The sequence below is a fragment of the Candidatus Chromulinivoraceae bacterium genome (assembly GCA_035478595.1).
In the GTDB taxonomy this organism is placed as follows: domain Bacteria; phylum Patescibacteriota; class Saccharimonadia; order Saccharimonadales; family Saccharimonadaceae; genus CAMLKC01.
In genome coordinates, this window is the sequence record DATIJL010000018.1 from 67677 (window position 1) to 88189 (window position 20513).

A 20513-nucleotide genomic window follows, 5' to 3' on the forward strand; every position below is an offset into this window, starting at 1 on the left:
CTCTCAATGAGGGCATTATTCGCCTAGTATCTTATCAGTTACTTCGTTAACTTCTGAGCGATTGTTCCAATTGGAGGGTGATATAATTAGGTAATGAACCTCAAAAGCAACTTGCCTCAAACAGCAATCGTATATCTTAGCGGCGCAGGATTGAACCCAAATATCTGGGACAACGTACGGGCGAAGGCTGAAGTGCCGAGTGTGGCATTGACATACAATCGAGATAAGGCTACGACTCTCAATGATGCCGTCCAAGACGCTTTAACGCAAACGCAAAAATTGAACGCAACACGATATGCCATTGTCGCGCACTCGCTGGGCGGCGTGGTGGGGGTTGAACTTTCTCGCAAGCTGGGAGGCAAAATGGCTGGTTTTGTCGCTGTCAGTGCTACTATACCAGCACCTGGAGAATCTTTCGCCAGCACACTCCCCTTTCCGCAAAGTGTTATTATGCCGATTGTACTTAAAATTGCAGGAACAAAGCCGCCAGCGGCAGCTATTCGAAAAGGCCTCTGCAATGATCTTAACGATGAACAAACGGCCGGTATTGTCGGCGCTTTCACTCCAGAACCCATTGATTTGTACGTTGGTAAAACCTCAGCCAGTCCATTGCCGCCTTCAAAGTACCTGTATGTTCGTACAATCGACGACAAGCAAACTCTTCCATCGCAGCAAGCGCGAATGGCAAAACAATTACCTGCTGTGCAAGTTGTTGATATTGCTAGTGGTCATTTAGCGATGATCAGCCATCCAGATGAGCTTGCGGCAATAATTAACGATTTCGTTGCGGGATTTAGGCACTAGCTTGGCTATATATAGAGTTTTGAGCGAGATTATTGGAGCTATCTTCATTGAGAATGCCGCTGGCTTTTCTCTATTTCAGCTCCGCAACGTGTATTTCTTTGTTGTAGTAGGCCCAGCCGAGATTGAGTAGTTATTCGTACATCAATGCCATACTTGGCTCTAGGACGTTTCCACAACGGGTCAATGTGGTGCACTATGATAGATTTCAAGATGTGAAAGTGTTTCAGAAATGGACATCTTTTTATTTGAGTTAATCTTTAAACCTGTTATCTTGCTGCTGTTATCTTCCTCTCATCGATGTCAGTATAAAACTCGCAACATTAACACCGTCGCGCTCAACCAGGTTCTGTGATCTTCTTTTATGCCACAGGATATTTGAGCGACTCCGGACGCAAACTGGAGATTCATGATAAGTAGCGGTGCATGGGTCTATATCTGCTAGGGCACGAGCTGTGAAGATGTAAGCGGCTAGGTAAAAGGCACTCAATCTGTCCGATATTGAGAGGACATTCTCGGCAGTTTGAGGAAAGTCGAGGGATTGTAGCTTTGCATAGTTGACCGCTTCACATGTTGTGGTTACACTTATGGTTAATAACCTGAAATGAGAAGGACATGAATGTAAATAAGAAGTTTTTTTTACTGCTAGTGTTAATAGGCTTAATCTCATCATCTGCCTTTTTCCTGTTCCCTGCGGCAAACGCGATGGGCTTGAGCTATGCTATTTTTGCCGGATTTGCTACTACTATTACTGAGACTATAGCTCTGTGGTACTTTTTGTCTAGTCTAAAAACATTTAAAAGTGGCCTAAAGACGGCCTATTATTGGCTTGCCGCCGGCATTGTTATATTCAATATCGGTAGCGGTGTTGTGAGCGGCTTAGCACAGTTAATCCACGGCTTGGTTGTGCTTGTCTCTACGCCGTATGTTATCGGTACGGGCTGTATGTATGTCGGAATGCGCAAATTTATGAAGCTGTTAGGCTCAGATCAGTGGTTGAGCTCATTTATTTCTGTGTTGGTTGGTTCGACGATATTGGTGTTGATCGTTATGGTACTGCCACATCCAAAAGTAACCGACACCGAACTCATGTTCGATATGACCTTCGCTCCGCTGGCCTTAAGTGGTATTTTTAGTGCGGCTGCTGCGTTGGAGGCACGCCATATCCGCCAGATTATAGGTCCGATTCACAAAGAGGCGATGGCATGGACTACTGTAGCAATGGGTACGCTTACCGTAGCCACAACGCAGGAGTTTATCGCAAAGAGCTATTTCCTCAATGCGGGTTACTCGGTATATCATATTGGCCTCACGTGGTACTTGCTTGTGGGTATCTTTTTCCTGAGGGCAGGATGGGCCTTTAAGGAAATCAGCCGTCAGTCCTTGCATGTGCCTGATAATGCTTCGTATACTGATGTCGTGGTGAGCGTGGCACAACTAGTATCGCGTCCCTCGGAAATAGATGAGGCGCTTGATAGTATGCGAACAATAACGGCCAAGGGCAGTACGCTATCTCAGGTTGACGAGGTTGTTCTTATCGACCTATACCTCTATCTTGAGGACTATCTGATTATCAAAGAGCCACTGCACAAATTTGTTAAAGAGGGTTTGCGCAATGGCTTGCCAGAGGGCTTTATACAGGCATTGCATATTCGTGAATTAGGCAAGGTATCGCCTTAATTCTAGCAAGTTGTAAGTTGTCTCTTAGCTGGGCTCGACTCGAAAGCTTTCTTTGCAAGTTTGTACGTGCCTATACTATGGGCATACGCGGAGCGAGACCTTCTGGTTCTTATTACAACAAAACAAATATGAGAGAACACAATGTTGCGTCATTTCATATTTTTGTGTATCCTAGCAGCATGGACAGAGACAAAATACTGATTATGGCCGATCATACTGGACGATTTTACTCGGAGCGTTATGGACTTTCACCTGTAGCTGGTCGGCTGATTGGCTACCTATACGTCTGCCAACCAGCAGCGCAATCAATCAATGATATAGCTATAGCACTTCTCACTAGTCGCAGTGCTATTAACGGTGCTGTCAAGGTATTAGAAGCACAATCACTCGTCAAGAGATCACGCCCAGCTGGCACGCGTGCCGATTTAATCAGTCTCGCGTTACTGACTCGAGAGAATATGGGTTTTGACTCAACGGAATACCAGCAAATGGCTGATTTGGCGCGTGAGGGACTTGAGTTAATTGGAGATATCCCGTCGGTACGACGGGATTCTCTAGAGACTGTCGTTTCTCTGAATGAATTCATGGTGGAAAGGTTACCGAGATTGTATGAAGAGTGGGTGATGCATCATAAAAGTATAAAAGGACTCATCTAATAAATAATTGAAGGGATGATATATGAACGACTTTCTAAGTAAAATCATTGGCGATCTGGAAGCTAAAAAAGAGTGGAAAGTAGTTGAAGCACGTGCCAAACTACTACCAGAAGAATACCGCATAGTGTACAACGAAATTAAACACTATGTTTGGCAAGGTGGTACGGGACTGACGGATCCGAGTGACTTGTTTAAGCGTTTAGTTGAGTGCTTTGAAAAAGGTATCGCCGATGGCAAGCATGTGTCAGAAATTACTAGTGGTGACATTGCAGTGTTCGTGGATGGGCTTATACATGACGAGAAAACACATATTGATGGCTTACGTGAAAAACTAAACAATGCCGTTGCTAAAAAGCTCGGAAAATAGAAAGAGAAGACATGGAACCAGCAATTACAGTTCATGAGTTGAAAAAAGCTTACAAAAAGAACACCGTTCTTAAAGGTGTCAATTTTGATGTTGACGGCGGAACGGTTTTTGCGTTACTCGGTAGTAATGGTGCCGGTAAGACAACAATTATCAATATCTTAACAACACTGATTGAGGCCGATGCTGGCACTGCGATGGTCGGTGGGTTCGACGTCAATAAACAGCCAGATGAAGTTCGTCGACACATTAGCCTGACTGGACAGTTTGCTGCGGTCGACGAGATGCTTTCAGCCCGTGAGAACCTTGAGCTCATTGGTGATTTACGACATGTGAATGACTCTGTTCAAACAGCCAAAGAGTTGCTCAATAAGTTCAACCTTACGGATGCCGCAGACCGACTCGCCTCAACGTTTTCTGGTGGTATGCGTCGTCGACTTGATATAGCGATGAGCCTGATAGGCAACCCACCTGTTATCTTTTTAGATGAACCGACTACCGGCCTTGACCCAGAGGCACGAAAAAGTATGTGGCAGACAATCAAGACGCTTGCCAAAGGTGGTACGACTATATTTCTGACAACGCAGTATCTTGATGAAGCAGACGAATTGGCTGACATTATTGCACTACTTCATGAGGGCAAGATTGTAGCTAAGGGCACTGCGTCTGAGTTGAAGAAGCTCGTTCCGGGTGATATTGTTAAGTTCACTTTTGGTGACGAAACGCAGCTCAACAGCGCTACGCGTGCTCTTGAAAAAACATTTGAAATAACAAAGAAAGATGATCTAACGCTCTCTGTCGCAACCAACGGTGATGCAAAACAGATTGCAGATTTATTCATTTGTCTTCGTGATGCTAAGCTCGAACCGTCTAGCTTCTCTCAGCAAGTACCAACGCTCGACGATGTATTCTTCAAGCTCATTGGCAATAAAAAGGAGGAAAAGTAGGATGCAAACAATTAAAGACACCTGGACGATGGCTAAAAGAAGTTTGAAGCATATTTTACGTAGCCCCGATACGATTATCACCGTCGTGATCTCGCCAATAGCCTTGTTGCTTATGTTTGTCTATGTTTTGGGCGGGGCACTTGGTGAGCAAACTGGTTCAGTAAGCTATGTCGATTTCATTACTCCCGGAATCATTGTCTTGACGGTGATAAGTGGTATTGCGTATGCAGCTTTTCGTCTGAACAACGATATACAGAAAGGTATCATCAACCGTTTCCGCACTATGCCGGTTGCCCCTTCCTCGGTATTGGGTGGACAGGTTATGTCATCAACTTTGTCTAACTTATTCTCGTCTATACTAGTGCTAGTCGTAGCGTTTGCAGTCGGGTTTAGAACGAGCGCAGGGCTCAACGAATGGCTAATGTTTGCTGGGTTAGTTACTCTATTCACGCTAGCAACAACCTGGATGGCAATATTCTTTGGCTTATTGGCAAAATCGGCCGAAGGTGCTAGTTCGTTCAGTTACATTCTGATGCTACTTATTTTTATCAGTCCGTCGTTCGTGCCAACGTCGTCCATGACGCCAATTTTGCGAGGTTTTGCCGAAAACCAGCCCTTCACTCCTATTATTGAGACGATGCGTTCACTGCTTACTACTGGAACTCTGGGCGGTAAGGAATGGATTGCGATGGCTTGGTGTGTCGGTATTCTTGTTGTGATGTATGCTCTTTCAGTATGGCAATACAAGAGAAAAATAACGGTAGCAAATAGTTAAAGAGCGCGTAAGGGTGCCAAGAATACCTTAGTCGCGCAGCCAACGGGTAAGAACCTTCTGCGACTTAGCCACTCTATTTAGATCAACTAGCTTCGCAAGAAGTAGCCGTATTGCATGCTTCTCATCAGTATCGTCGAGATGGGCGATACTGATGAGAAATCTTTATAATATCCTCGGTCTGAAGTCCAATATGGCCGACTTACCTAGGAACAACCACTCGTTATAGGCCCGGCTGTTCCTACGATAGAGTGGTTTGCGAGATCATACAGTGCGACATTGATAGTATAGCTATCACCATTGTTGAGATGCGGCATTCGGATGTAGGATGTATCGGTGTCACTACTGGCGCCCGGGAAGTCATGGCGCGTATTGCCGTAGAGCGTCGCACCTCCTGAGGAGCCGCTCGTAATAACGTATACCGCTTGTACGCTACCAGCTCCATCAACACTGAAAGGTTCTTGGAAGCTCATGCTACACTCATTGCTAAAAATCGAATCATGATACTGGGAGCTAGATATTGTACCGGGCGTGATGTGTGTCATATAGGAAGTACCGTTTGCTACCATGAGTTGTTGTGGTGCTGCGCATGAACTGACAACAAACGGTCCTGCAGTCGTCGTAATACTCGAATCTGCAGTGTCGGTGACGACGGCACTAATACGATAACTGTCGCCAGGCTCAAGTCCCTGCCAGCCAGCGATAACATTATCTGAATTACTGCCCGCCGCGCTGAAGCTATAGGTAACCGGGTTGTAGACGGAGTCACTCGTTCGATTGCTCAGCACCTTCCAAGTGACTGATACGCTGCCACTGCCATCAACGCTGAAGTGAACTGTCTGATTAATGGAACACTGAGAGGCCGTGTAGGCACTCGTCGTCACGGAAAGGCTAGCGCTAATATGGCCCATTGGTCCCGGAGGTGGTGTCGTGTTGCCGCCTGTCGTCCCTCCGCTACCTCCAGTGCCACTTCCCGTTGAGCTTGAAGTACCACTACCGCCCAACTTACTTGTTGATGCATTACCCTTAGTCGTGCCGCCTTTGTTGATGGCTTGCTGAGGGGTTGTCTTTTGAGGTGTCGCAGAGCCCTTGTCAGATGAACTGATCTGAGTTGTTGGCGATGAGTTGACCCCACCCTCAGTGTGCTGTTTGCTGATGAGCTGCTTGTTGCGGGCCTGTTCTGTGTTGAGACCGCTCACCAAGCTTGGCAACACTAGGAGATGATTAGTTGAGTTAAGTGTCGACTGCGCTGTTCCCAGCTGGCCTTTATCGTCCGAATGCCGAGCTGATTGTAAGGATAGCTCAGCATGGATGTTCTGGTACACTACGAACATGATAAAGAGACCAGCGATGCCTCCACTACAGATGATGATATACCATTTTCGTGAGTGTTTAAAAAGATGCGCGAACGTTGTTGCGGGAGCATTGAAAAATAACTTAAAAGAAGCCATCTAAGATAGTATATGTCATCTTAAGCATGTGCTCAATGGATTTCAAGCGGTGACATTATTACATTTTAATGAAGTTATGTCAGAATCTAGCTGTAATGTGAATTTATCCACATTGACAATTTCGGAAAGGAGTATAATAAGAAGAGTAAGTATAGGAGGGCATGCCATGTTTTGGCACGCTTATGGAGTCTTTATGCGCAACGACAGTCTAGTAACGACCCTGGCCCAAAAACAGAAGGCAATTAGAACGATTTACATTTCATCGTACATTCCACGAAGATGCGGCATCGCTACATTTACGAAGGACCTAACGACGGCTATTAATAACCTTAACCCTCATGCACTCTCTGAGATCATTGCTGTTCTCGATGATCTAGAATACCTTTACCCGTGGGAGGCGAAGATGCGTATCTCTCAGCATGTTCTGAGTGATTATATCGATGCTGCACGTTACATTAACCGATCTTCAACTGATATTGTCAACCTGCAGCATGAGTTTGGTCTTTATGGAGGCGAAGATGGCGAGTATATCCTCTCACTCATTGACGATCTTGAGCGACCACTCGTAACAACATTCCATACTATCCTGCCCGATCCAGATGATCACAAAGCATACATCATGCGACGTATTATCGATAAATCTGCTGCGATTGTGGCTATGACCAATGAGTCGCTACAGACGCTCATCTCAAAATATAGTTGTCCACCCGAGAGACTTAAAATCTCTTGACCATTAGGTCGTGCGGGTTCAAGTCCCGCTCTGCGCACCATGATAGATTTCAAGATACAAAAGTGTTCCACGATGGAGCACTTTTTGTTTGTCTTCGATTTGGTATCTGTTGCATGGGTTCAAGTCCTCTCTTGCTTAAAGATTGGTGATTATATGCTTATCCTGTAGTTGTGTATAATTTGTAGTTGTGTATAATTGTTTTCATGACAATAGATTCTGACCCTGGCTTTAAAATTATCGCTCCTGAGCCACCACGCTCTCCCGAGGCAGCAGAGTTCTTCCGGAATCACCCGGAATTTACGGTGTCTGATAGCCTTACTTTTCTGACTGACCATTACCCTGATACCTCTGAATGGATCGTCGACAGCGGTGTTGCTGTCCAGGCTTTAACTGGGCGAAGAGAAGGCTATCCAAGTGACATTGATATAGTCAGTCTGAGCCCTGACATGGAAACTGATTTTGGTCATAGTGACGGAATTGATCCTGCTGACAGAAGATATATAGATGTTAAGTCGATAGACCATTGGTTGCTTGGGAGAGGAGCTGGGCTGGCAGACCCTTCATCTCTCTGGCCGTATATTGTTGCCTTGAGCTTGCCTCGTGATATCGAAGGACATTCGGTAAGGATTATGCATCCTGCAATTATCGCTGCCGGAAAAAGTACTATGGCAAAAATGACGCAACGTCCTAAGGATACGGCCGACCTAGAGCTACTTGCTGTTGAGCCTGGGCAATTACAGGCTGCAACGGAACTATTGCGAGGCCATGATCTTGAGCGACAGTTTAGACTCTTACAACCGCATTCATAACTATATACCTATAAAGGATAGCTAGGGCGGATTGGAGAGATTATTATTTTGATCCAATAAAGAGGCTTCTTGAAAAGTAATAAGATCAATGTTGCGTTCTTGCCCCGATCGGTTCACATGATATTGACTCTCCTCGGTTTCAGGCTCGACAGTATGTATCTCGTCGTTATAACAAACCCATCCTAGGTCACTTAGCTTTTGGTACATCAAAACCAGGCTAGGTTCTATAGTGTTCCACGATAGGTCGATGTGGCGCACCATAGAAAATGACCCAGACATTTTGTCTGGGTCATTTTCTATGGTCAACGCTAATGTCTTCGAGTTTCAGCTAAAACTTACTGTACGCAGGCGCGATTGCATCGCGTCTGCGTACAGAGTCCCGACTACTGCATATAGGGGTGTCCGAAGATCATGACCACCAGAGCGACCAGCACCAGAAAGAGAAAAGGAATGAGGAGGAGCCCGAGATAGCGCAGCCACTTCACTTCCATCTTTGGTGGATCTTGGTTAGTATCATGATCGGCTTTGCCAGTGTTACCTGTCATGGCTTCTCCAATGTATCGTAGTATCGAGGATAGGCTTCTAGCCTGTAGGCGATTGCCAGTCTAACTTATATAGTATTTGTTTTTAGCCTGTCAAGCTAAAAGAGGGTACTGTGAAGCCCACATGAAATCAACCTCTGTTTTTGGGAAGGATGGTATAATATCCTAGACGGCGCGTTGACGGAACGGTTACGTGGAGGTCTGCAAAACCTTTTAAATGGGTTCGACTCCCATACGTGCCTCCATTTTTCGTGCGCGGATGGTGGAATCGGTAGACACGAGAGACTTAAAATCTCTTGGCCATAACGGCCGTGCGGGTTCAAGTCCCGCTCTGCGCACCAAAGAAAATAGCCCGAGTTATTTCGGGCTATTTTCTTTGTATTAAAGGTGCATAAAGAAGGCCTCGATCCGAAGACCGAAGTCTTCTTCACGAGGCCGATCCGGCGTATGCCGGTTACCACCTTTCTTCGCGCACGTTGTGCCCGAACATCGCGGTGAAGTCGGTGAAGGTGACGTAGACCGTCGAACCTCCGATGTCGTCCGTGATGCTGTAGGTGGTGTGGTTGTCGACGCGCACTTCAGCCGTCTTGGCCAGCTGCGCTTCGAGGGCCTCCGTGAGCGCGCGCGGAAGCCGCAGGAAGATGTCGGCCGCCAGCGCCGTGCGGTAGGGGTAGTGAGCGACGGTGCCTTCGATGGCGAGTTCGTCGAGCATTATATACTCCTTCTCGGTGAGACTTACTTCTACTATACTACAAAAATAAAAAAAGTCAAGTAGTATTATATGAAATCAAAAACTTTTATCAAGGGAGGAGAGAAAATTCTGAGCCCACTCAGAGGCTTGATGTTCCTTTACCTCATGACGAAGAGTGGTCCAACGCTGTTTTTTTTCTTCTTGAGACATAGCGAAAGCTTGTTCTATGGCATCGGCGGCCGCTTGTGGATCATTTGGTGGAATGATCATGCTCGCTTTCAGCTGCGTCGCTGCTCCCATTGTGTTGCTAATGATGAGGCTTCCCGGCTGTCTTCGCGCAGCGATGTACTCTTTGGCGACGAGATTCATGCCATCGGCAATTGGTATGTTTAGGTGAACGTCGGCTACCTGATACCAGGCGCAAATCTCATGAAGCCCGATATTCTCATAGGTATAGACAACTGGCTGCCAAGTTTTTGTTGCAAATCTTAAGTTGATGGCAGTAACTTTTTTGACGATATCCTTTTTAAGCTCTTCGTACTCTAATACTGCCTCTCGTGATGGTGCAACATTTAATCGGTAGACTATTTTACGCCCAGGGTGTCGGGACAAAAAGCGTTCAAAAGCCTCAAGTTGCGTAATAATGCCTTTGGTGTAGTCGAGACGTGAGAGTGAAAATACAATCTTATATCTTTCAAATCGTTTCTTGATATCTCGGACATGCTCCTGAACATCGGGTGCAGTATTTTGTTTATCAAAACTGTCAAAATCGATACCGATAGGGAACGCCTGGACGCTGACGTGTGGAGGTAATGCTATGTCTCTTGCTTTTAGAGCGGTGTGAAATCTGTGGACGTCACGTTGTACCTGTAGACCAATTACATCTGTATCCATAAGACTTGTTAATATTTCATCAAGTAAAGGGACCTTTTGCAGTGTGGACTCGGGAAAAAAAGGTGTATGAAGAAAAAATCCAATTTTATTGTGAATTCCCCGACGACGCAGTTCATGAGGTAGTAAGAAAAGATGGTAGTCGTGAATCCATATAATATCGTCAGGGGTAACTATCGATTCTATCGCATTAGCAAAGAGCCGCATTACCTTATGAACATCTTTTTTCGCTGTGGTTGAGTGTGTAGCCGTCGGCGCTATGCCATGCGCGAGTGGCCATAAAATCCCATTAGCAAATGTATCGTAATAGGCGGTTATTTCTGGGGCAGTAAGATTAATCGGACAAATAAATGGCGGTATGTCGAGTGATGCGAGTTCTTTCTGACTTAGATGTCGCCGCATACCATTCCAGCCTACCCATGTAGAGCTGTTCTCGTCAAAAAGAGAGGAAAGTGCCGTTGCGAGACCGCCGCTACTACGTGATAACGAAAGTTTACCGCGTTCGTCTTGAACGCTGACAGGCAGTCGGTTAGACACAATAATGAGTCGTTGGACCATGTATATTTACGATAGCATGATTTATACTAAAACCAATGCATAATGAGACAGTTATAGGGTTGTATAAGAAGTCGTCAAAGCGACTTCTACTGCTTGATTACGATGGTGTTCTTGCTCCTATCGTTGATTTACCTGAACTTGCAGCGCCATCTGTCGAGACACTTTCGTTACTAAAACAGCTTACTTCGGATGAACATACGACATGCGTGATTATAAGTGGTCGTCAGTATAAAACACTTGAAGATTGGCTTGGTGATTTGCCTTTAGGTTTTACGGCAGAGCATGGACTTTGGTGTAAGGATCCGTACGGTACGTGGCAGCAGCTATCTGAAGTTGCGACCGTCTGGAAATCTGACATTGAACAGATCATGGCTACGTACGTGACGCAGCTCCCCGGCTCTTTCATGGAACAAAAGACAGCAAGCGTGGGCCTTCATTACCGTAAGGCAGATCAGGTCGCTGCCGCACAGATTATAGTACAGCTCATTGAGGAATTAGAGCCACTTGCAAAAAAGGCTAACCTTCGCGTTCTCCATGGCAAAAAGGTAGTAGAGGTCGTTCCTCTGGGCGTAGATAAGGGTAGCGCTGCCAAAAGATGGATAGATACGGGTGACTGGGATTTTATCCTCGCCGCTGGTGATGATGTAACAGATGAATCGATGTTTGAATCCCTGCCGTCGAACGTAGTTACCATAAAGGTGGGTAAGGGTGATACCGCCGCACGCTATCGGGTTGAGACGCAACCTGAATTTATGACACTTCTTCGGCATTTGGTCGCCTCCTAGACGGTTATCTCCTACGGTTTTTGTACAAAAAATGGTATAATGAAGGCACAATAAACCAAGCAATTTAAGGGGAATATAAGAAAATGATCGCAATCTGGGTAATCATAGGTATCGTAGTACTTCTAGCGATATTTTTATGGACAACCTACAACGGACTCGTTACATTAAAGGTGCGTGTGGATGAAGCATGGAGCGACATTACCGTTCAGCTTAAGCGTCGTTTGGATCTTATTCCTAACCTCGTTAATAGTGTTAAGGGTTACGCAGCTCACGAATCAGGCGTTTTTGAAAAAGTCACAGAAGCTCGTGCAAATGCCTTAAACGCAAAAGGTGTTAAAGAAACAGCGGCTGCCGAAAATCAGTTTGAAGGCGCACTAAAGAGTTTGTTTGCTGTTGCAGAGGCCTACCCAGACCTTAAAGCAAACCAGAACTTCATGCAGTTGCAGCAAGAACTTGTAGACACTGAAGATAAAATCCAGGCTGCTCGTCGTTTTTATAATGGTGGCGTTCGGGATCTCAATACTAAGATTCAAATTTTCCCTAACAATATTTTCGCCGGTATGCTCGGTTTTAAATCACGCGAATTCTTTGAAGTAGAAGACATGGCGCAAGTTGAGCAGCCTGTTGAAGTAAAGTTTTAGTAGGTTACTAAACAACTATGTATAGCGCAATTGCGGCCAACAAACGTAACACGGTCATCATTATGGCCGTGTTTGTTGGACTTATTGGAGCTGTTGGATGGGCAATTAGCTACCTGAACGGTGATCGTTCGATTGCGTATTGGGTTATAGCCGTCGCAGCTATTTATGCACTTATTCAGTATTTCGTCGCAAGTAAGCTGGCATTGGCACTTAACGGCGCAACAGAAATCGAAAAAAAGGATAATCCTCGTTTCTATAGGATTGTTGAAAATCTAACTATCGCGACGGGTATGCCGATGCCGAAAGTCTATATTATCGATGATCCCGCACCAAATGCGTTTGCGACCGGCCGCGACCCTCAGCATGCAGTTGTTGCTGCTACCTCAGGAATATTGGATATCATGAACGACCGTGAACTTGAGGCGGTTATGGCACATGAAATTAGTCATGTGCGTAATTATGATATTCGCGTTAGCATGATTGCCTTTGGGCTTGTAAGTGCTATTGGTATTCTTTCAGATATTGCACTTCGCATGATGTTCTTTGGGGGAGACCGCCGCAACAACGATAATAACAATCCGATCGTGATGGTTATTGGTATCGTATTGATTATCCTTGCTCCTATTATTGCTGCCATGATTCAGATGGCCATCAGTCGCCAGCGTGAGTATCTAGCCGATGCTAGCGGAGTCATGGCGACACGTGATCCAGAAGGCTTGGCGAATGCACTTGAAAAATTACAGCAGTTTGGCCGCCCGTTGCGTAGACAAAACACTGCATCGGCGCATCTATTTTTTAGCAATCCGTTAAAACCGGGAGGATTCAGTAAACTATTTAGTACTCATCCGCCACTCGAAGATCGTATCGCACGTTTGCGCCAGAACGCCAATAAATTTTAACTGTGAGTCTGTAATGCCAGAAAAGAAGAAACCCATTAAAAAGGTAAAACAGATCGCTAAGCAGTCTGTTGTCAAATCGGACGAAACTGGCACCAGATATCTACGTGCGGTAAAAAATCTATTTCGAACATCTGTTTCTCGATCTAAAATGCTTTCAAAGCGAAGGCCGCACCGTAGCTTTAAGCGAACGTATCGCCGTGATTATACTCGATCATTTAAGCTACCTGGCTACTGGGCGTTTACGAACTATGTGCGCAAAACCATTTGGCAACACAAGAAACTATTCTTTGGCTTGCTTATTATTTATGGGGTTCTCACAGCATCTCTATTGGGACTTGCCTCGCAGGATACCTATACGCAGTTAAGTGATACGCTTCGTCAAACAAGTGGTGAAGTTTTTAAGGGGAACTGGGGACAGCTCGGCAAAGCTGGACTTTTGCTTGCGACTGGCGTGATGGGTGACCTAAATACCAACCTGACGCAAGCTCAACAGATATATGCAGTGATTGTGATATTCTTTACGTGGCTTACAACGGTGTGGTTGCTACGAGCGCTGCAAAATGGACGTAAGCCACGGCTTCGTGACGCGCTTTACAATGCCGGTGCGCCTATTTTGCCAACATTTATAGTGGGTCTATTGCTTGTTGTCCAATTGCTGCCGGTCATTGTTGGCGTGCTTGCGTTGAGTGCGTTGACTCCATACGGTGTATTCGACGGCGGCGTTGAGTCGATGGTGTTTTGGTTCGTTGAAGCGCTCCTTGTACTTCTGTCTCTATATTGGATCACTAGTACGTTTTTTGCACTCATCGTCGTGACATTACCGGGTAAATATCCGATGGAAGCAATTCAAGCGGCGGGTGATCTAGTGATTGGCCGACGTCTTCGTATTATGTTCCGAATGATTTGGTTACTTATTGTTACGGCACTTGGATGGTGCGTGGTCATGGTACCGCTTATTTTGCTTGACGCCTGGATAAAAGGAATCCTTCCGATTATCAATTGGGTGCCAACTGTTCCTATCGGGTTACTTGTAATGGGCACGATTACTACAATTTGGGCCGCAAGCTATATCTACTTGTTTTACAGAAAGGTTGTTGATGACGATGCAGCACCAGCCTAAGGAGCGTGTAAAAGAGCTGCGTGAACTATTGGCACGCTATAGCTATGAATACCATGTACTCGACAATCCATCGGTTGACGATGCGGTATACGATAGCTTGTTTCATGAGCTTAAAAAGATTGAAGCTGAGCACCCTGAACTAGTTACGCAGGATAGCTTGACACAGCGAGTCGGCAATGAGCTTCTTGGTGGCTTTCAGAAAGTTCAGCACTCAAGCCGTATGCTGAGTCTCAACGATGTGTTTGACCGTGGTGATGTCGAGGCCTGGGTAGAGCGTATGGATAAACTCCTTCCAGGTAGCCAACACGAATTTTTTGCAGATATTAAAATGGACGGTCTAGCCTGTGCACTCATATATATCGATGGAATTTTCACACAAGCGGTAACTCGCGGTGATAGTTTTATAGGTGAAGACGTAACTTCAAATGTGCGTACAATTAAAAATGTACCGCTGAGACTTCGTGAAGTACATGGCTATGAGCATTTTCTAAAAGGTCGCACAGAAATTCGCGGCGAAATTGTCATGCTTAAAAAAGACTTCGCATCTCTTAACAAAAAACGTGAAGCAGCCGGCGAACCTCTTTTTGCGAATCCTCGAAATTTAGCTGCCGGTACGATTCGTCAACTAGATCCTAAATTAGTTGCGGCACGCCCTCTATCATTTAGAGCGTATGATCTGCTTCGTGCAGATCCTAAGGAAGTACCGACGAATATGTACGCGTACGAAACTATTACGGCCCTTGGTCTTAATCGTAATATGCAAGCATCGATTTTTACCAAACTAAGCGATGTCATGAAATTTGTGGATGAATGGGATCAAAAGCGAGCCGATCTCCCGTTCAATACGGATGGTTTGGTTATAAAGGTTAACGACCGCGCGCAGTACGCATCACTAGGTGTTGTAGGTAAACAACCTCGTGGTGCTGTAGCCTACAAATATGCGGCTGAGCAGGCGACAACTATCGTAAAAGATATCGTTATTAGTATTGGGCGTACTGGTGCAGCAACGCCTGTTGCGGTATTTGATCCAGTGGTTGTTGCGGGTACAACTGTGCAGCATGCCAGTTTGCATAATGCGGATGAGATTGAGCGTCTTGATGTTCGGATTGGTGATACGGTTATTATATTTAAAGCTGGTGACATCATTCCGCAAGTTAAAAATGTTGTGATTGAACTTCGTCCTAAGACCGCAAAAAAAGTCGCATACGAAACACTGCTTGCCGAGCAGTACCCTGAACTCGAGTTTGATCGACCAGAAGGCGAGGCGGTTTACCGTGTAAAAGGTGCGACCGGTCCGCTTCTTCTAAAGCGCGCACTCGAGCACTTTGCTTCTAAGGGCGCACTTGATATTGATACGCTTGGTGAAAAGAATGTTACGACTCTCGTTGATGCTGGATTGGTGCAGGATCTTGCGGATATTTACACGCTTACTAAACAACAACTTCTTTCGCTTGACCGGTTTGCAGAGATTTCTGCTGCAAAGCTTATGAACGCTATTCAAGCTAAAAAAGAACCTATTCTTGAAAAGTTTATCTACGGGCTCGGAATTCGTCATGTCGGCTCACAAACAGCAGTGGATCTAGCTAATGCATTCCAGTCTATGGACAATCTGCAACAGGCAACAATGGATCAACTGCTTGCAATTGATGGTGTTGGCGATGTGGTGGCGGAGAGTATTGCTGCATGGTTTGCGGATCCAGATAATGAGCTGCTTCTTGAAAAGTTTAAATCACTGGATGTTATGCCACACTACGAAAGAAAATCAGGCAAATTAGCAGGAATGAACTTTGTCGTGACAGGAACCCTTGAAAGCATGAGTCGGGACGATGCTGCTGATAAAATACGTGCGTTGGGTGGTGCTTTCCAAACCTCGGTTGCAAAAGATACGACCTACTTGGTTGCTGGCGGCAAGGTGGGTGAGAGTAAGCTCAAAAAAGCTCAGAGCTACGGAACTAAAATAATTAACGAAACTGAATTAATAAACTTGTTAGGGTAAATCATGGGTGAATTTGACGATAAACCAACAATAGAAATTGGCGTATATAAGCACTATAAAGGGAACAAATATCGGGTTCTGGGTGTTGGTTGTCATACAGAAAAACACGAATATTACGTAGTGTATGCGCCATTTGAACATAAAGATGACTTGCCAGAAATGTGGATTCGCCCCCACGCCATGTTTACTGAAACGGTGAATGTGGATGGTAGTATTGTTCCGCGTTTTGAGAAGCTCGCTGTACTTGACGACTAGCCGCTGAGGTGTGCTAAACTATAATTAGTGGCTAAGCTTTTTCCCCCAATGACCGAAACAGCAGACAAGACAAGTCTTGATGCCGTCATGCATACTGACAATCAAAACCGACTGAAATCAGTCGGTTTTTTTGATGATCCGACTTATCTTAGCTACATGCAAATGGACAAGCGTTTTGCTGATGCGAGAGCTGCGGACGATTTATTGGCAGTTCATCATGATCTTGTGGATTCAACCTGTGTTGAATATCTTTCGGTGGCAGGCTGGGCGAGTGCCGAGGCAGCGTTGGTTGCGCATGATCGTCCACAGGAAGAAAGAATAGCATATCTAGGTCAGGCGGTGCAGGTCTGGGATAAGGCGATCCAACTCCAACATGTGCGTAATGTACGCCAGCATCTAGAATTAGATAGTCATAATGCCAACTCAACACGTTTGCAACTGGCTGAGGTTTTTATCCCTCTAATGCGCGATATGATTGGCGGTGATATTACCAAACAGACACGTAGACAACTCTATAGCGATATTCTTTTTTTGGCAGCTACTAATGCCTCAGCACTTCAGGATATGGAGAAACAAGGCAGGATAGAAGAAGCTGGTCCTCATGTTGGCCTTGCACATGAGCTAAATGCCATGCTTGCTGTCAACAGACTTCAGAGTCCAACGCTTGTTGCAATGCCTGCGATCGCAAGAGCAGATAGCGGATTGTACCATAGGGAAGAGACGCACGATATTGAGTTATTACACCTTCAGTGGGGTGATATTATGGGCGTGACGACACTCGAGTCGAAAGCGCGGCCAAAAGAAAAACACTATCAACGATATACAGCAGCTATTATTAATGGGCGAATCCATTTATTTAAGAAAGATAGTACCTCGCCGATTGATACCGTTGTACTATTCTTGCAAGAACATGATGGTACGCTGCGATCGAGTGGTAAGCGCGAACTTGAAAAGATGACCGACACAATTATACATCTTGCGCGGCATCAGCTATCGGACGAGCCAGATGTACCGCATCATTGTCGCGATATCGAAAAATGTGACGTCGTGCCTCATACGCGGTCGGGTAGCTTTGCAAGACGTATTGGTGGTCTCGCGGTGGCTTCGTAATCAAAGCATATACTTTATGTGGTAAAGTATAGGTATGCGCTACCTCAAGACTGATAGATTCTACTGTTTTTCTCCGCCAGTTATGCTGGCTACGTTTTTTATCGAAATTATTGGTGCGGGCTTTGTGTTCCTCAAATACAAGACGGCTCCAGTTGCTCGACTAGCTATTTTTATCTTGCTCGGGTTGGCGGTTTTTCAGCTTGCTGAATATAACGTATGTGAAGGTGCTTGGGGTGTTAATAGTCTTGCTTGGGCTCGTATCGGCTATGTTGCTATCACCCCACTTCCGCCACTTGGTCTTCATTTGGCAGTTAAGATTGCTCGGCAGAAGCGTACTGCACTCGTTGTGCTGGGGTATGCGAGTGCCGCAGTATTCACGACTATATTTTTATTCGTAGGTCATGGCATGAGCAGCCAAATTTGCCTTGGGAATTATGTAATTTTTACGATAGCCCCATGGGCAACCGGACCATACGCGGCGTATTATTACGGTCTGCTACTTCTGACGGTTGGCTATGCTTTTAAGGCCGCACAGGCAATGAAGGCACGCAGTCGCAAAGATGCACTAATACTTCTTGCGCTTGGATACATGGCATTTATTTTGCCTACAACGGCTGCAAATCTTGCCGACCCCTCAACGCTTGCTGGGATTCCGTCGATTATGTGTGGTTTTGCCGTCATTCTGGCTGTAATGCTTACAACTTTGGTAGTACCGCGCTACTATAAAGCGGTAGAATAAGACTATGATGAAACGACCTAGTATCGCCACCGCGAATGTAGTTGTAGAAAAAGATCACAAGCTGATCCTTAAGGATATTAGTTTTTCTATTCCGTCGGGAATGATTATTGGTTTGATTGGACCGAGCGGTTCTGGTAAAACAACGCTTATGCGCTCTATTGTAGGAGTCCAAGCGATTAAAAGCGGTGCTTTGCAGGTGCTCGGTGAGCCGGCTGGAGTACCGGAACTTCGTCATCGCCTCGGTTACGTTACTCAGGCGCCTGCTGTCTATAACGATCTTACCGTTGCGCAAAACCTTCGCTATTTTGGTGTACTAGCAAAAGCGAGCAAGCAGCAAGTTCAAAAGGTAATCGAAGAGGTTCAGCTTGGTGACTTCAGACATAGTTTGGTAAAAGATTTATCAGGTGGGCAACAGGCGCGTGTTTCGCTTGGTGTGGCGCTACTGGGTGATCCCGATTTGCTTGTGTTGGATGAGCCGACGGTTGGACTTGACCCTCTGCTTCGACGCGATCTCTGGAATCTTTTTGGTGAACTGGCCGCAAAAGGCAAAACACTCCTTATTTCAAGTCACGTTATGGATGAGGCTGAACGATGCGAGTGGTTACTTCTGATGCGCAATAGCGAGCTTATTTGGAGCAACACCCGCGTAAGCTTGCTTAAGGAAACGGGTACAAAAACTGTCGAAGATGCATTCATCGCAAAAGTGAACGAGAGGTCAAAATGATGTATCACGTTAAAGCAACCTTGGCGACGACTGGCCGCATTATGCGACAATTGTCTCATGACCCGCGTACGCTCGCGTTAATTTTTATTGTGCCATGTATATTGCTATCGTTGCTTCGCTGGCTCTATAACGATACGCTGAATGTTTTTCACCACATTGCACCAGACTTTTTAGGGTTGTTTCCATTTACAATCATGTTTCTCATCACCTCAATAACGACTCTTCGTGAGCGTATGAGCGGTACTATGGAGCGACTTATGACTATGCCAATAGGAAAGCTCGACTTGGTCCTTGGTTATATGATTACCTTTGGTACGGTGGCGATTTTCCAGGCGCTTATCGCCAGCTCGCTCGTTATCTATGGACTTGGCCTAAATATTGCAGGTCCAGACTGGTTTATGGTGCTGATGGCTGTTGCGGATGCGTTGCTTGGTACGGCGCTTGGTATTTGTTTGAGCGCATTTGCTCAGACTGAGTTTCAGGCTGTGCAGTTTATGCCAGCCTTTATTTTCCCACAGCTATTAGTAGGTGGTTTATTAGTACCACTCACTCAAATGCCCGATCTGCTGGAAAAAATAGCATATTTTCTACCGTTAACCTATGCACTTGATGCGCTTACGAGCGTCGCGACCAATAGCGCTATTACTAGTGATGCCTGGCGTGATCTATGGGTCGTTTTAAGCTGTGCGGTCGTAGCCGTACTGCTTGCTGGTCTGACATTACGGCGAAAGACTCACTAAAAAAAGCTAAATATAAGGTACCATTAGCGTATGGATAAAGTTAAAAAACAGGCAAAACGTGGGGCGACGGCACTTGTTGGCGGTATCATACTACTTGTTGGTGTCGTAGCTATTCCGTATCCTGGTCCTGGTTGGCTGATTGTATTCGCAGGCTTAGCGATACTTGCGACCGAGTTTGCCTGGGCGCAGCGATTGTTGGATAAGGTAAAAGGCGGGTACGATAAATGGCAAGTGTGGCTCAAACGCCAGTCAGTTGTAATTCGGGCGATAGTGCTTGCTTTAACGGGTCTTATTGTCGCTATGACATTATGGCTGCTTAACATGTTTGGTGTCATGGATAATATCTTGCATTTTAATATAACGTGGCTTCATTCGCCGCTAGGATTTTTTACTAAATGAAACAACCTATTTTTGTAACAGGTAATCAACATAAAGCCGATCACCTTGCGAAGCTTTTGGGCATACCTCTAAAACCTGAGTCTCAAAACCCCCACATAAGCTGGTACGCGAGCAATGTTCGGATGTAGTGAACGGCGTAGCCGTTCACCGAGCGGGGAAACGAACTCTGTAAGAAGAGATGTTCTTTAAGATAGTCAAAGACGCATTCAATCC

At 45.6% G+C, this 20513-nt stretch carries 22 protein-coding genes and 3 tRNA genes; 21 read left to right on the forward strand and 4 right to left on the reverse strand.

Annotation, left to right across the window (positions count from 1 at the left end; all coding sequences use genetic code 11):
• The first annotated feature begins 93 nt into the window (after positions 1-93).
• From VLG36_05980 to VLG36_06005, 6 genes are all read left to right on the forward strand, one after another.
• Positions 94-804 (forward strand): alpha/beta hydrolase, encoded by a 711-nt coding sequence (locus tag VLG36_05980; protein HSW78320.1) that lies wholly within the window; start codon positions 94-96, stop codon positions 802-804.
• A 612-nt stretch (positions 805-1416) separates the two neighbouring features.
• Complete coding sequence (locus tag VLG36_05985) at positions 1417-2481, forward strand: hypothetical protein (GenBank protein ID HSW78321.1); 1065 nt, start codon at positions 1417-1419, stop codon at positions 2479-2481.
• Positions 2482-2660: 179 nt separating this feature from the next.
• Positions 2661-3137, forward strand: coding sequence for a helix-turn-helix domain-containing protein (locus VLG36_05990; GenBank protein HSW78322.1), 477 nt, complete (start codon positions 2661-2663; stop codon positions 3135-3137).
• A gap of 22 nt (positions 3138-3159) precedes the next feature.
• Entirely contained in the window at positions 3160-3504 is a 345-nt protein-coding gene (locus VLG36_05995) for a DUF1048 domain-containing protein (GenBank protein HSW78323.1), read from the forward strand.
• Positions 3505-3515: 11 nt separating this feature from the next.
• A complete protein-coding gene (locus tag VLG36_06000; protein HSW78324.1) occupies positions 3516-4448 on the forward strand; it encodes an ATP-binding cassette domain-containing protein in 933 nt (310 codons plus the stop codon).
• Between the two features lies 1 nt (position 4449).
• Positions 4450-5223, forward strand: a complete 774-nt coding sequence (locus VLG36_06005; GenBank protein ID HSW78325.1) for an ABC transporter permease — start codon at positions 4450-4452, stop codon at positions 5221-5223.
• 203 nt (positions 5224-5426) lie between these two features.
• On the opposite strand, the gene VLG36_06010 is transcribed toward VLG36_06005, so the two are convergent.
• A complete protein-coding gene (locus tag VLG36_06010) occupies positions 5427-6671 on the reverse strand; it encodes a hypothetical protein (protein ID HSW78326.1) in 1245 nt (414 codons plus the stop codon).
• A gap of 646 nt (positions 6672-7317) precedes the next feature.
• On the opposite strand from VLG36_06010, the gene VLG36_06015 reads away from it, so the two are divergent.
• Positions 7318-7441 (forward strand) — tRNA-Leu (locus VLG36_06015).
• Positions 7442-7604: 163 nt separating this feature from the next.
• Positions 7605-8210 (forward strand): hypothetical protein, encoded by a 606-nt coding sequence (locus VLG36_06020; protein ID HSW78327.1) that lies wholly within the window; start codon positions 7605-7607, stop codon positions 8208-8210.
• Between the two features lie 383 nt (positions 8211-8593).
• Here VLG36_06020 and VLG36_06025 read toward each other — a convergent pair whose 3' ends face one another.
• The gene (locus tag VLG36_06025; protein HSW78328.1) at positions 8594-8755 is read right to left on the reverse strand and encodes a hypothetical protein; all 162 of its coding nucleotides are present in this window, start codon (positions 8753-8755) and stop codon (positions 8594-8596) included.
• A 168-nt stretch (positions 8756-8923) separates the two neighbouring features.
• On the opposite strand from VLG36_06025, the gene VLG36_06030 reads away from it, so the two are divergent.
• Positions 8924-8997, forward strand: a tRNA-Cys gene (locus tag VLG36_06030).
• Positions 8998-9005: 8 nt separating this feature from the next.
• Positions 9006-9093: transfer RNA gene (locus VLG36_06035), tRNA-Leu, on the forward strand.
• Positions 9094-9206: 113 nt separating this feature from the next.
• On the opposite strand, the gene VLG36_06040 is transcribed toward VLG36_06035, so the two are convergent.
• Positions 9207-9464 (reverse strand): hypothetical protein, encoded by a 258-nt coding sequence (locus tag VLG36_06040; protein HSW78329.1) that lies wholly within the window; start codon positions 9462-9464, stop codon positions 9207-9209.
• 75 nt (positions 9465-9539) lie between these two features.
• Positions 9540-10892 carry a trehalose-6-phosphate synthase gene (locus tag VLG36_06045; GenBank protein HSW78330.1) on the reverse strand — a complete coding sequence of 451 codons (1353 nt, stop codon included), beginning with the start codon at positions 10890-10892 and terminating at the stop codon, positions 9540-9542.
• A gap of 35 nt (positions 10893-10927) precedes the next feature.
• On the opposite strand from VLG36_06045, the gene otsB reads away from it, so the two are divergent.
• The 11 genes from otsB to VLG36_06100 all read left to right on the forward strand — a co-directional run bounded on the left by otsB (position 10928) and on the right by VLG36_06100 (position 20300).
• Positions 10928-11677, forward strand: a complete 750-nt coding sequence (gene otsB / locus VLG36_06050; protein ID HSW78331.1) for a trehalose-phosphatase — start codon at positions 10928-10930, stop codon at positions 11675-11677.
• Positions 11678-11760: 83 nt separating this feature from the next.
• Complete coding sequence (locus VLG36_06055; GenBank protein ID HSW78332.1) at positions 11761-12318, forward strand: LemA family protein; 558 nt, start codon at positions 11761-11763, stop codon at positions 12316-12318.
• Positions 12319-12335: 17 nt separating this feature from the next.
• Positions 12336-13217, forward strand: coding sequence for a zinc metalloprotease HtpX (gene htpX / locus VLG36_06060; GenBank protein HSW78333.1), 882 nt, complete (start codon positions 12336-12338; stop codon positions 13215-13217).
• Positions 13218-13230: 13 nt separating this feature from the next.
• Positions 13231-14337 carry a hypothetical protein gene (locus VLG36_06065; protein ID HSW78334.1) on the forward strand — a complete coding sequence of 369 codons (1107 nt, stop codon included), beginning with the start codon at positions 13231-13233 and terminating at the stop codon, positions 14335-14337.
• Entirely contained in the window at positions 14315-16333 is a 2019-nt protein-coding gene (ligA, locus tag VLG36_06070) for an NAD-dependent DNA ligase LigA (protein HSW78335.1), read from the forward strand. Before VLG36_06065 ends, ligA begins: the two co-directional genes overlap by 23 nt.
• A 3-nt stretch (positions 16334-16336) precedes the next feature.
• Entirely contained in the window at positions 16337-16588 is a 252-nt protein-coding gene (locus tag VLG36_06075; GenBank protein ID HSW78336.1) for a DUF1653 domain-containing protein, read from the forward strand.
• Positions 16589-16636: 48 nt separating this feature from the next.
• The gene (locus tag VLG36_06080; GenBank protein ID HSW78337.1) at positions 16637-17698 is read left to right on the forward strand and encodes a hypothetical protein; all 1062 of its coding nucleotides are present in this window, start codon (positions 16637-16639) and stop codon (positions 17696-17698) included.
• Between the two features lie 34 nt (positions 17699-17732).
• Complete coding sequence (locus VLG36_06085; protein HSW78338.1) at positions 17733-18437, forward strand: hypothetical protein; 705 nt, start codon at positions 17733-17735, stop codon at positions 18435-18437.
• A 4-nt stretch (positions 18438-18441) separates the two neighbouring features.
• Complete coding sequence (locus VLG36_06090) at positions 18442-19161, forward strand: ABC transporter ATP-binding protein (GenBank protein ID HSW78339.1); 720 nt, start codon at positions 18442-18444, stop codon at positions 19159-19161.
• Positions 19158-19901, forward strand: a complete 744-nt coding sequence (locus tag VLG36_06095; protein HSW78340.1) for an ABC transporter permease — start codon at positions 19158-19160, stop codon at positions 19899-19901. The genes VLG36_06090 and VLG36_06095 overlap by 4 nt, the downstream gene beginning before the upstream one ends.
• Positions 19902-19931: 30 nt before the next feature.
• On the forward strand, positions 19932-20300 hold the full coding sequence (locus tag VLG36_06100; GenBank protein ID HSW78341.1) for a TIGR02611 family protein: 369 nt from the start codon (positions 19932-19934) through the stop codon (positions 20298-20300).
• The last annotated feature ends 213 nt before the right edge of the window (positions 20301-20513 follow it).

What these genes read in the sequence shown, in the direction of transcription:
- VLG36_06090 (HSW78339.1), top strand. Translation starts at nt 18,442, where the DNA reads ATGATGAAACGACCTAGTATCGCCACCGCGAATGTAGTTGTAGAAAAA.
- VLG36_06020 (HSW78327.1), top strand. Translation starts at nt 7,605, where the DNA reads ATGACAATAGATTCTGACCCTGGCTTTAAAATTATCGCTCCTGAGCCA.
- VLG36_06045 (HSW78330.1), bottom strand. Translation starts at nt 10,892, where the DNA reads ATGGTCCAACGACTCATTATTGTGTCTAACCGACTGCCTGTCAGCGTT.
- VLG36_06000 (HSW78324.1), top strand. Translation starts at nt 3,516, where the DNA reads ATGGAACCAGCAATTACAGTTCATGAGTTGAAAAAAGCTTACAAAAAG.
- VLG36_06055 (HSW78332.1), top strand. Translation starts at nt 11,761, where the DNA reads ATGATCGCAATCTGGGTAATCATAGGTATCGTAGTACTTCTAGCGATA.
- VLG36_05990 (HSW78322.1), top strand. Translation starts at nt 2,661, where the DNA reads ATGGACAGAGACAAAATACTGATTATGGCCGATCATACTGGACGATTT.
- VLG36_06080 (HSW78337.1), top strand. Translation starts at nt 16,637, where the DNA reads ATGACCGAAACAGCAGACAAGACAAGTCTTGATGCCGTCATGCATACT.
- VLG36_06025 (HSW78328.1), bottom strand. Translation starts at nt 8,755, where the DNA reads ATGACAGGTAACACTGGCAAAGCCGATCATGATACTAACCAAGATCCA.
- VLG36_06005 (HSW78325.1), top strand. Translation starts at nt 4,450, where the DNA reads ATGCAAACAATTAAAGACACCTGGACGATGGCTAAAAGAAGTTTGAAG.
- htpX (HSW78333.1), top strand. Translation starts at nt 12,336, where the DNA reads ATGTATAGCGCAATTGCGGCCAACAAACGTAACACGGTCATCATTATG.
- VLG36_05980 (HSW78320.1), top strand. Translation starts at nt 94, where the DNA reads ATGAACCTCAAAAGCAACTTGCCTCAAACAGCAATCGTATATCTTAGC.
- VLG36_06010 (HSW78326.1), bottom strand. Translation starts at nt 6,671, where the DNA reads ATGGCTTCTTTTAAGTTATTTTTCAATGCTCCCGCAACAACGTTCGCG.
- VLG36_06085 (HSW78338.1), top strand. Translation starts at nt 17,733, where the DNA reads ATGCGCTACCTCAAGACTGATAGATTCTACTGTTTTTCTCCGCCAGTT.
- VLG36_05985 (HSW78321.1), top strand. Translation starts at nt 1,417, where the DNA reads ATGAATGTAAATAAGAAGTTTTTTTTACTGCTAGTGTTAATAGGCTTA.
- ligA (HSW78335.1), top strand. Translation starts at nt 14,315, where the DNA reads ATGACGATGCAGCACCAGCCTAAGGAGCGTGTAAAAGAGCTGCGTGAA.
- otsB (HSW78331.1), top strand. Translation starts at nt 10,928, where the DNA reads ATGCATAATGAGACAGTTATAGGGTTGTATAAGAAGTCGTCAAAGCGA.
- VLG36_05995 (HSW78323.1), top strand. Translation starts at nt 3,160, where the DNA reads ATGAACGACTTTCTAAGTAAAATCATTGGCGATCTGGAAGCTAAAAAA.
- VLG36_06065 (HSW78334.1), top strand. Translation starts at nt 13,231, where the DNA reads ATGCCAGAAAAGAAGAAACCCATTAAAAAGGTAAAACAGATCGCTAAG.
- VLG36_06095 (HSW78340.1), top strand. Translation starts at nt 19,158, where the DNA reads ATGATGTATCACGTTAAAGCAACCTTGGCGACGACTGGCCGCATTATG.
- VLG36_06075 (HSW78336.1), top strand. Translation starts at nt 16,337, where the DNA reads ATGGGTGAATTTGACGATAAACCAACAATAGAAATTGGCGTATATAAG.
- VLG36_06040 (HSW78329.1), bottom strand. Translation starts at nt 9,464, where the DNA reads ATGCTCGACGAACTCGCCATCGAAGGCACCGTCGCTCACTACCCCTAC.
- VLG36_06100 (HSW78341.1), top strand. Translation starts at nt 19,932, where the DNA reads ATGGATAAAGTTAAAAAACAGGCAAAACGTGGGGCGACGGCACTTGTT.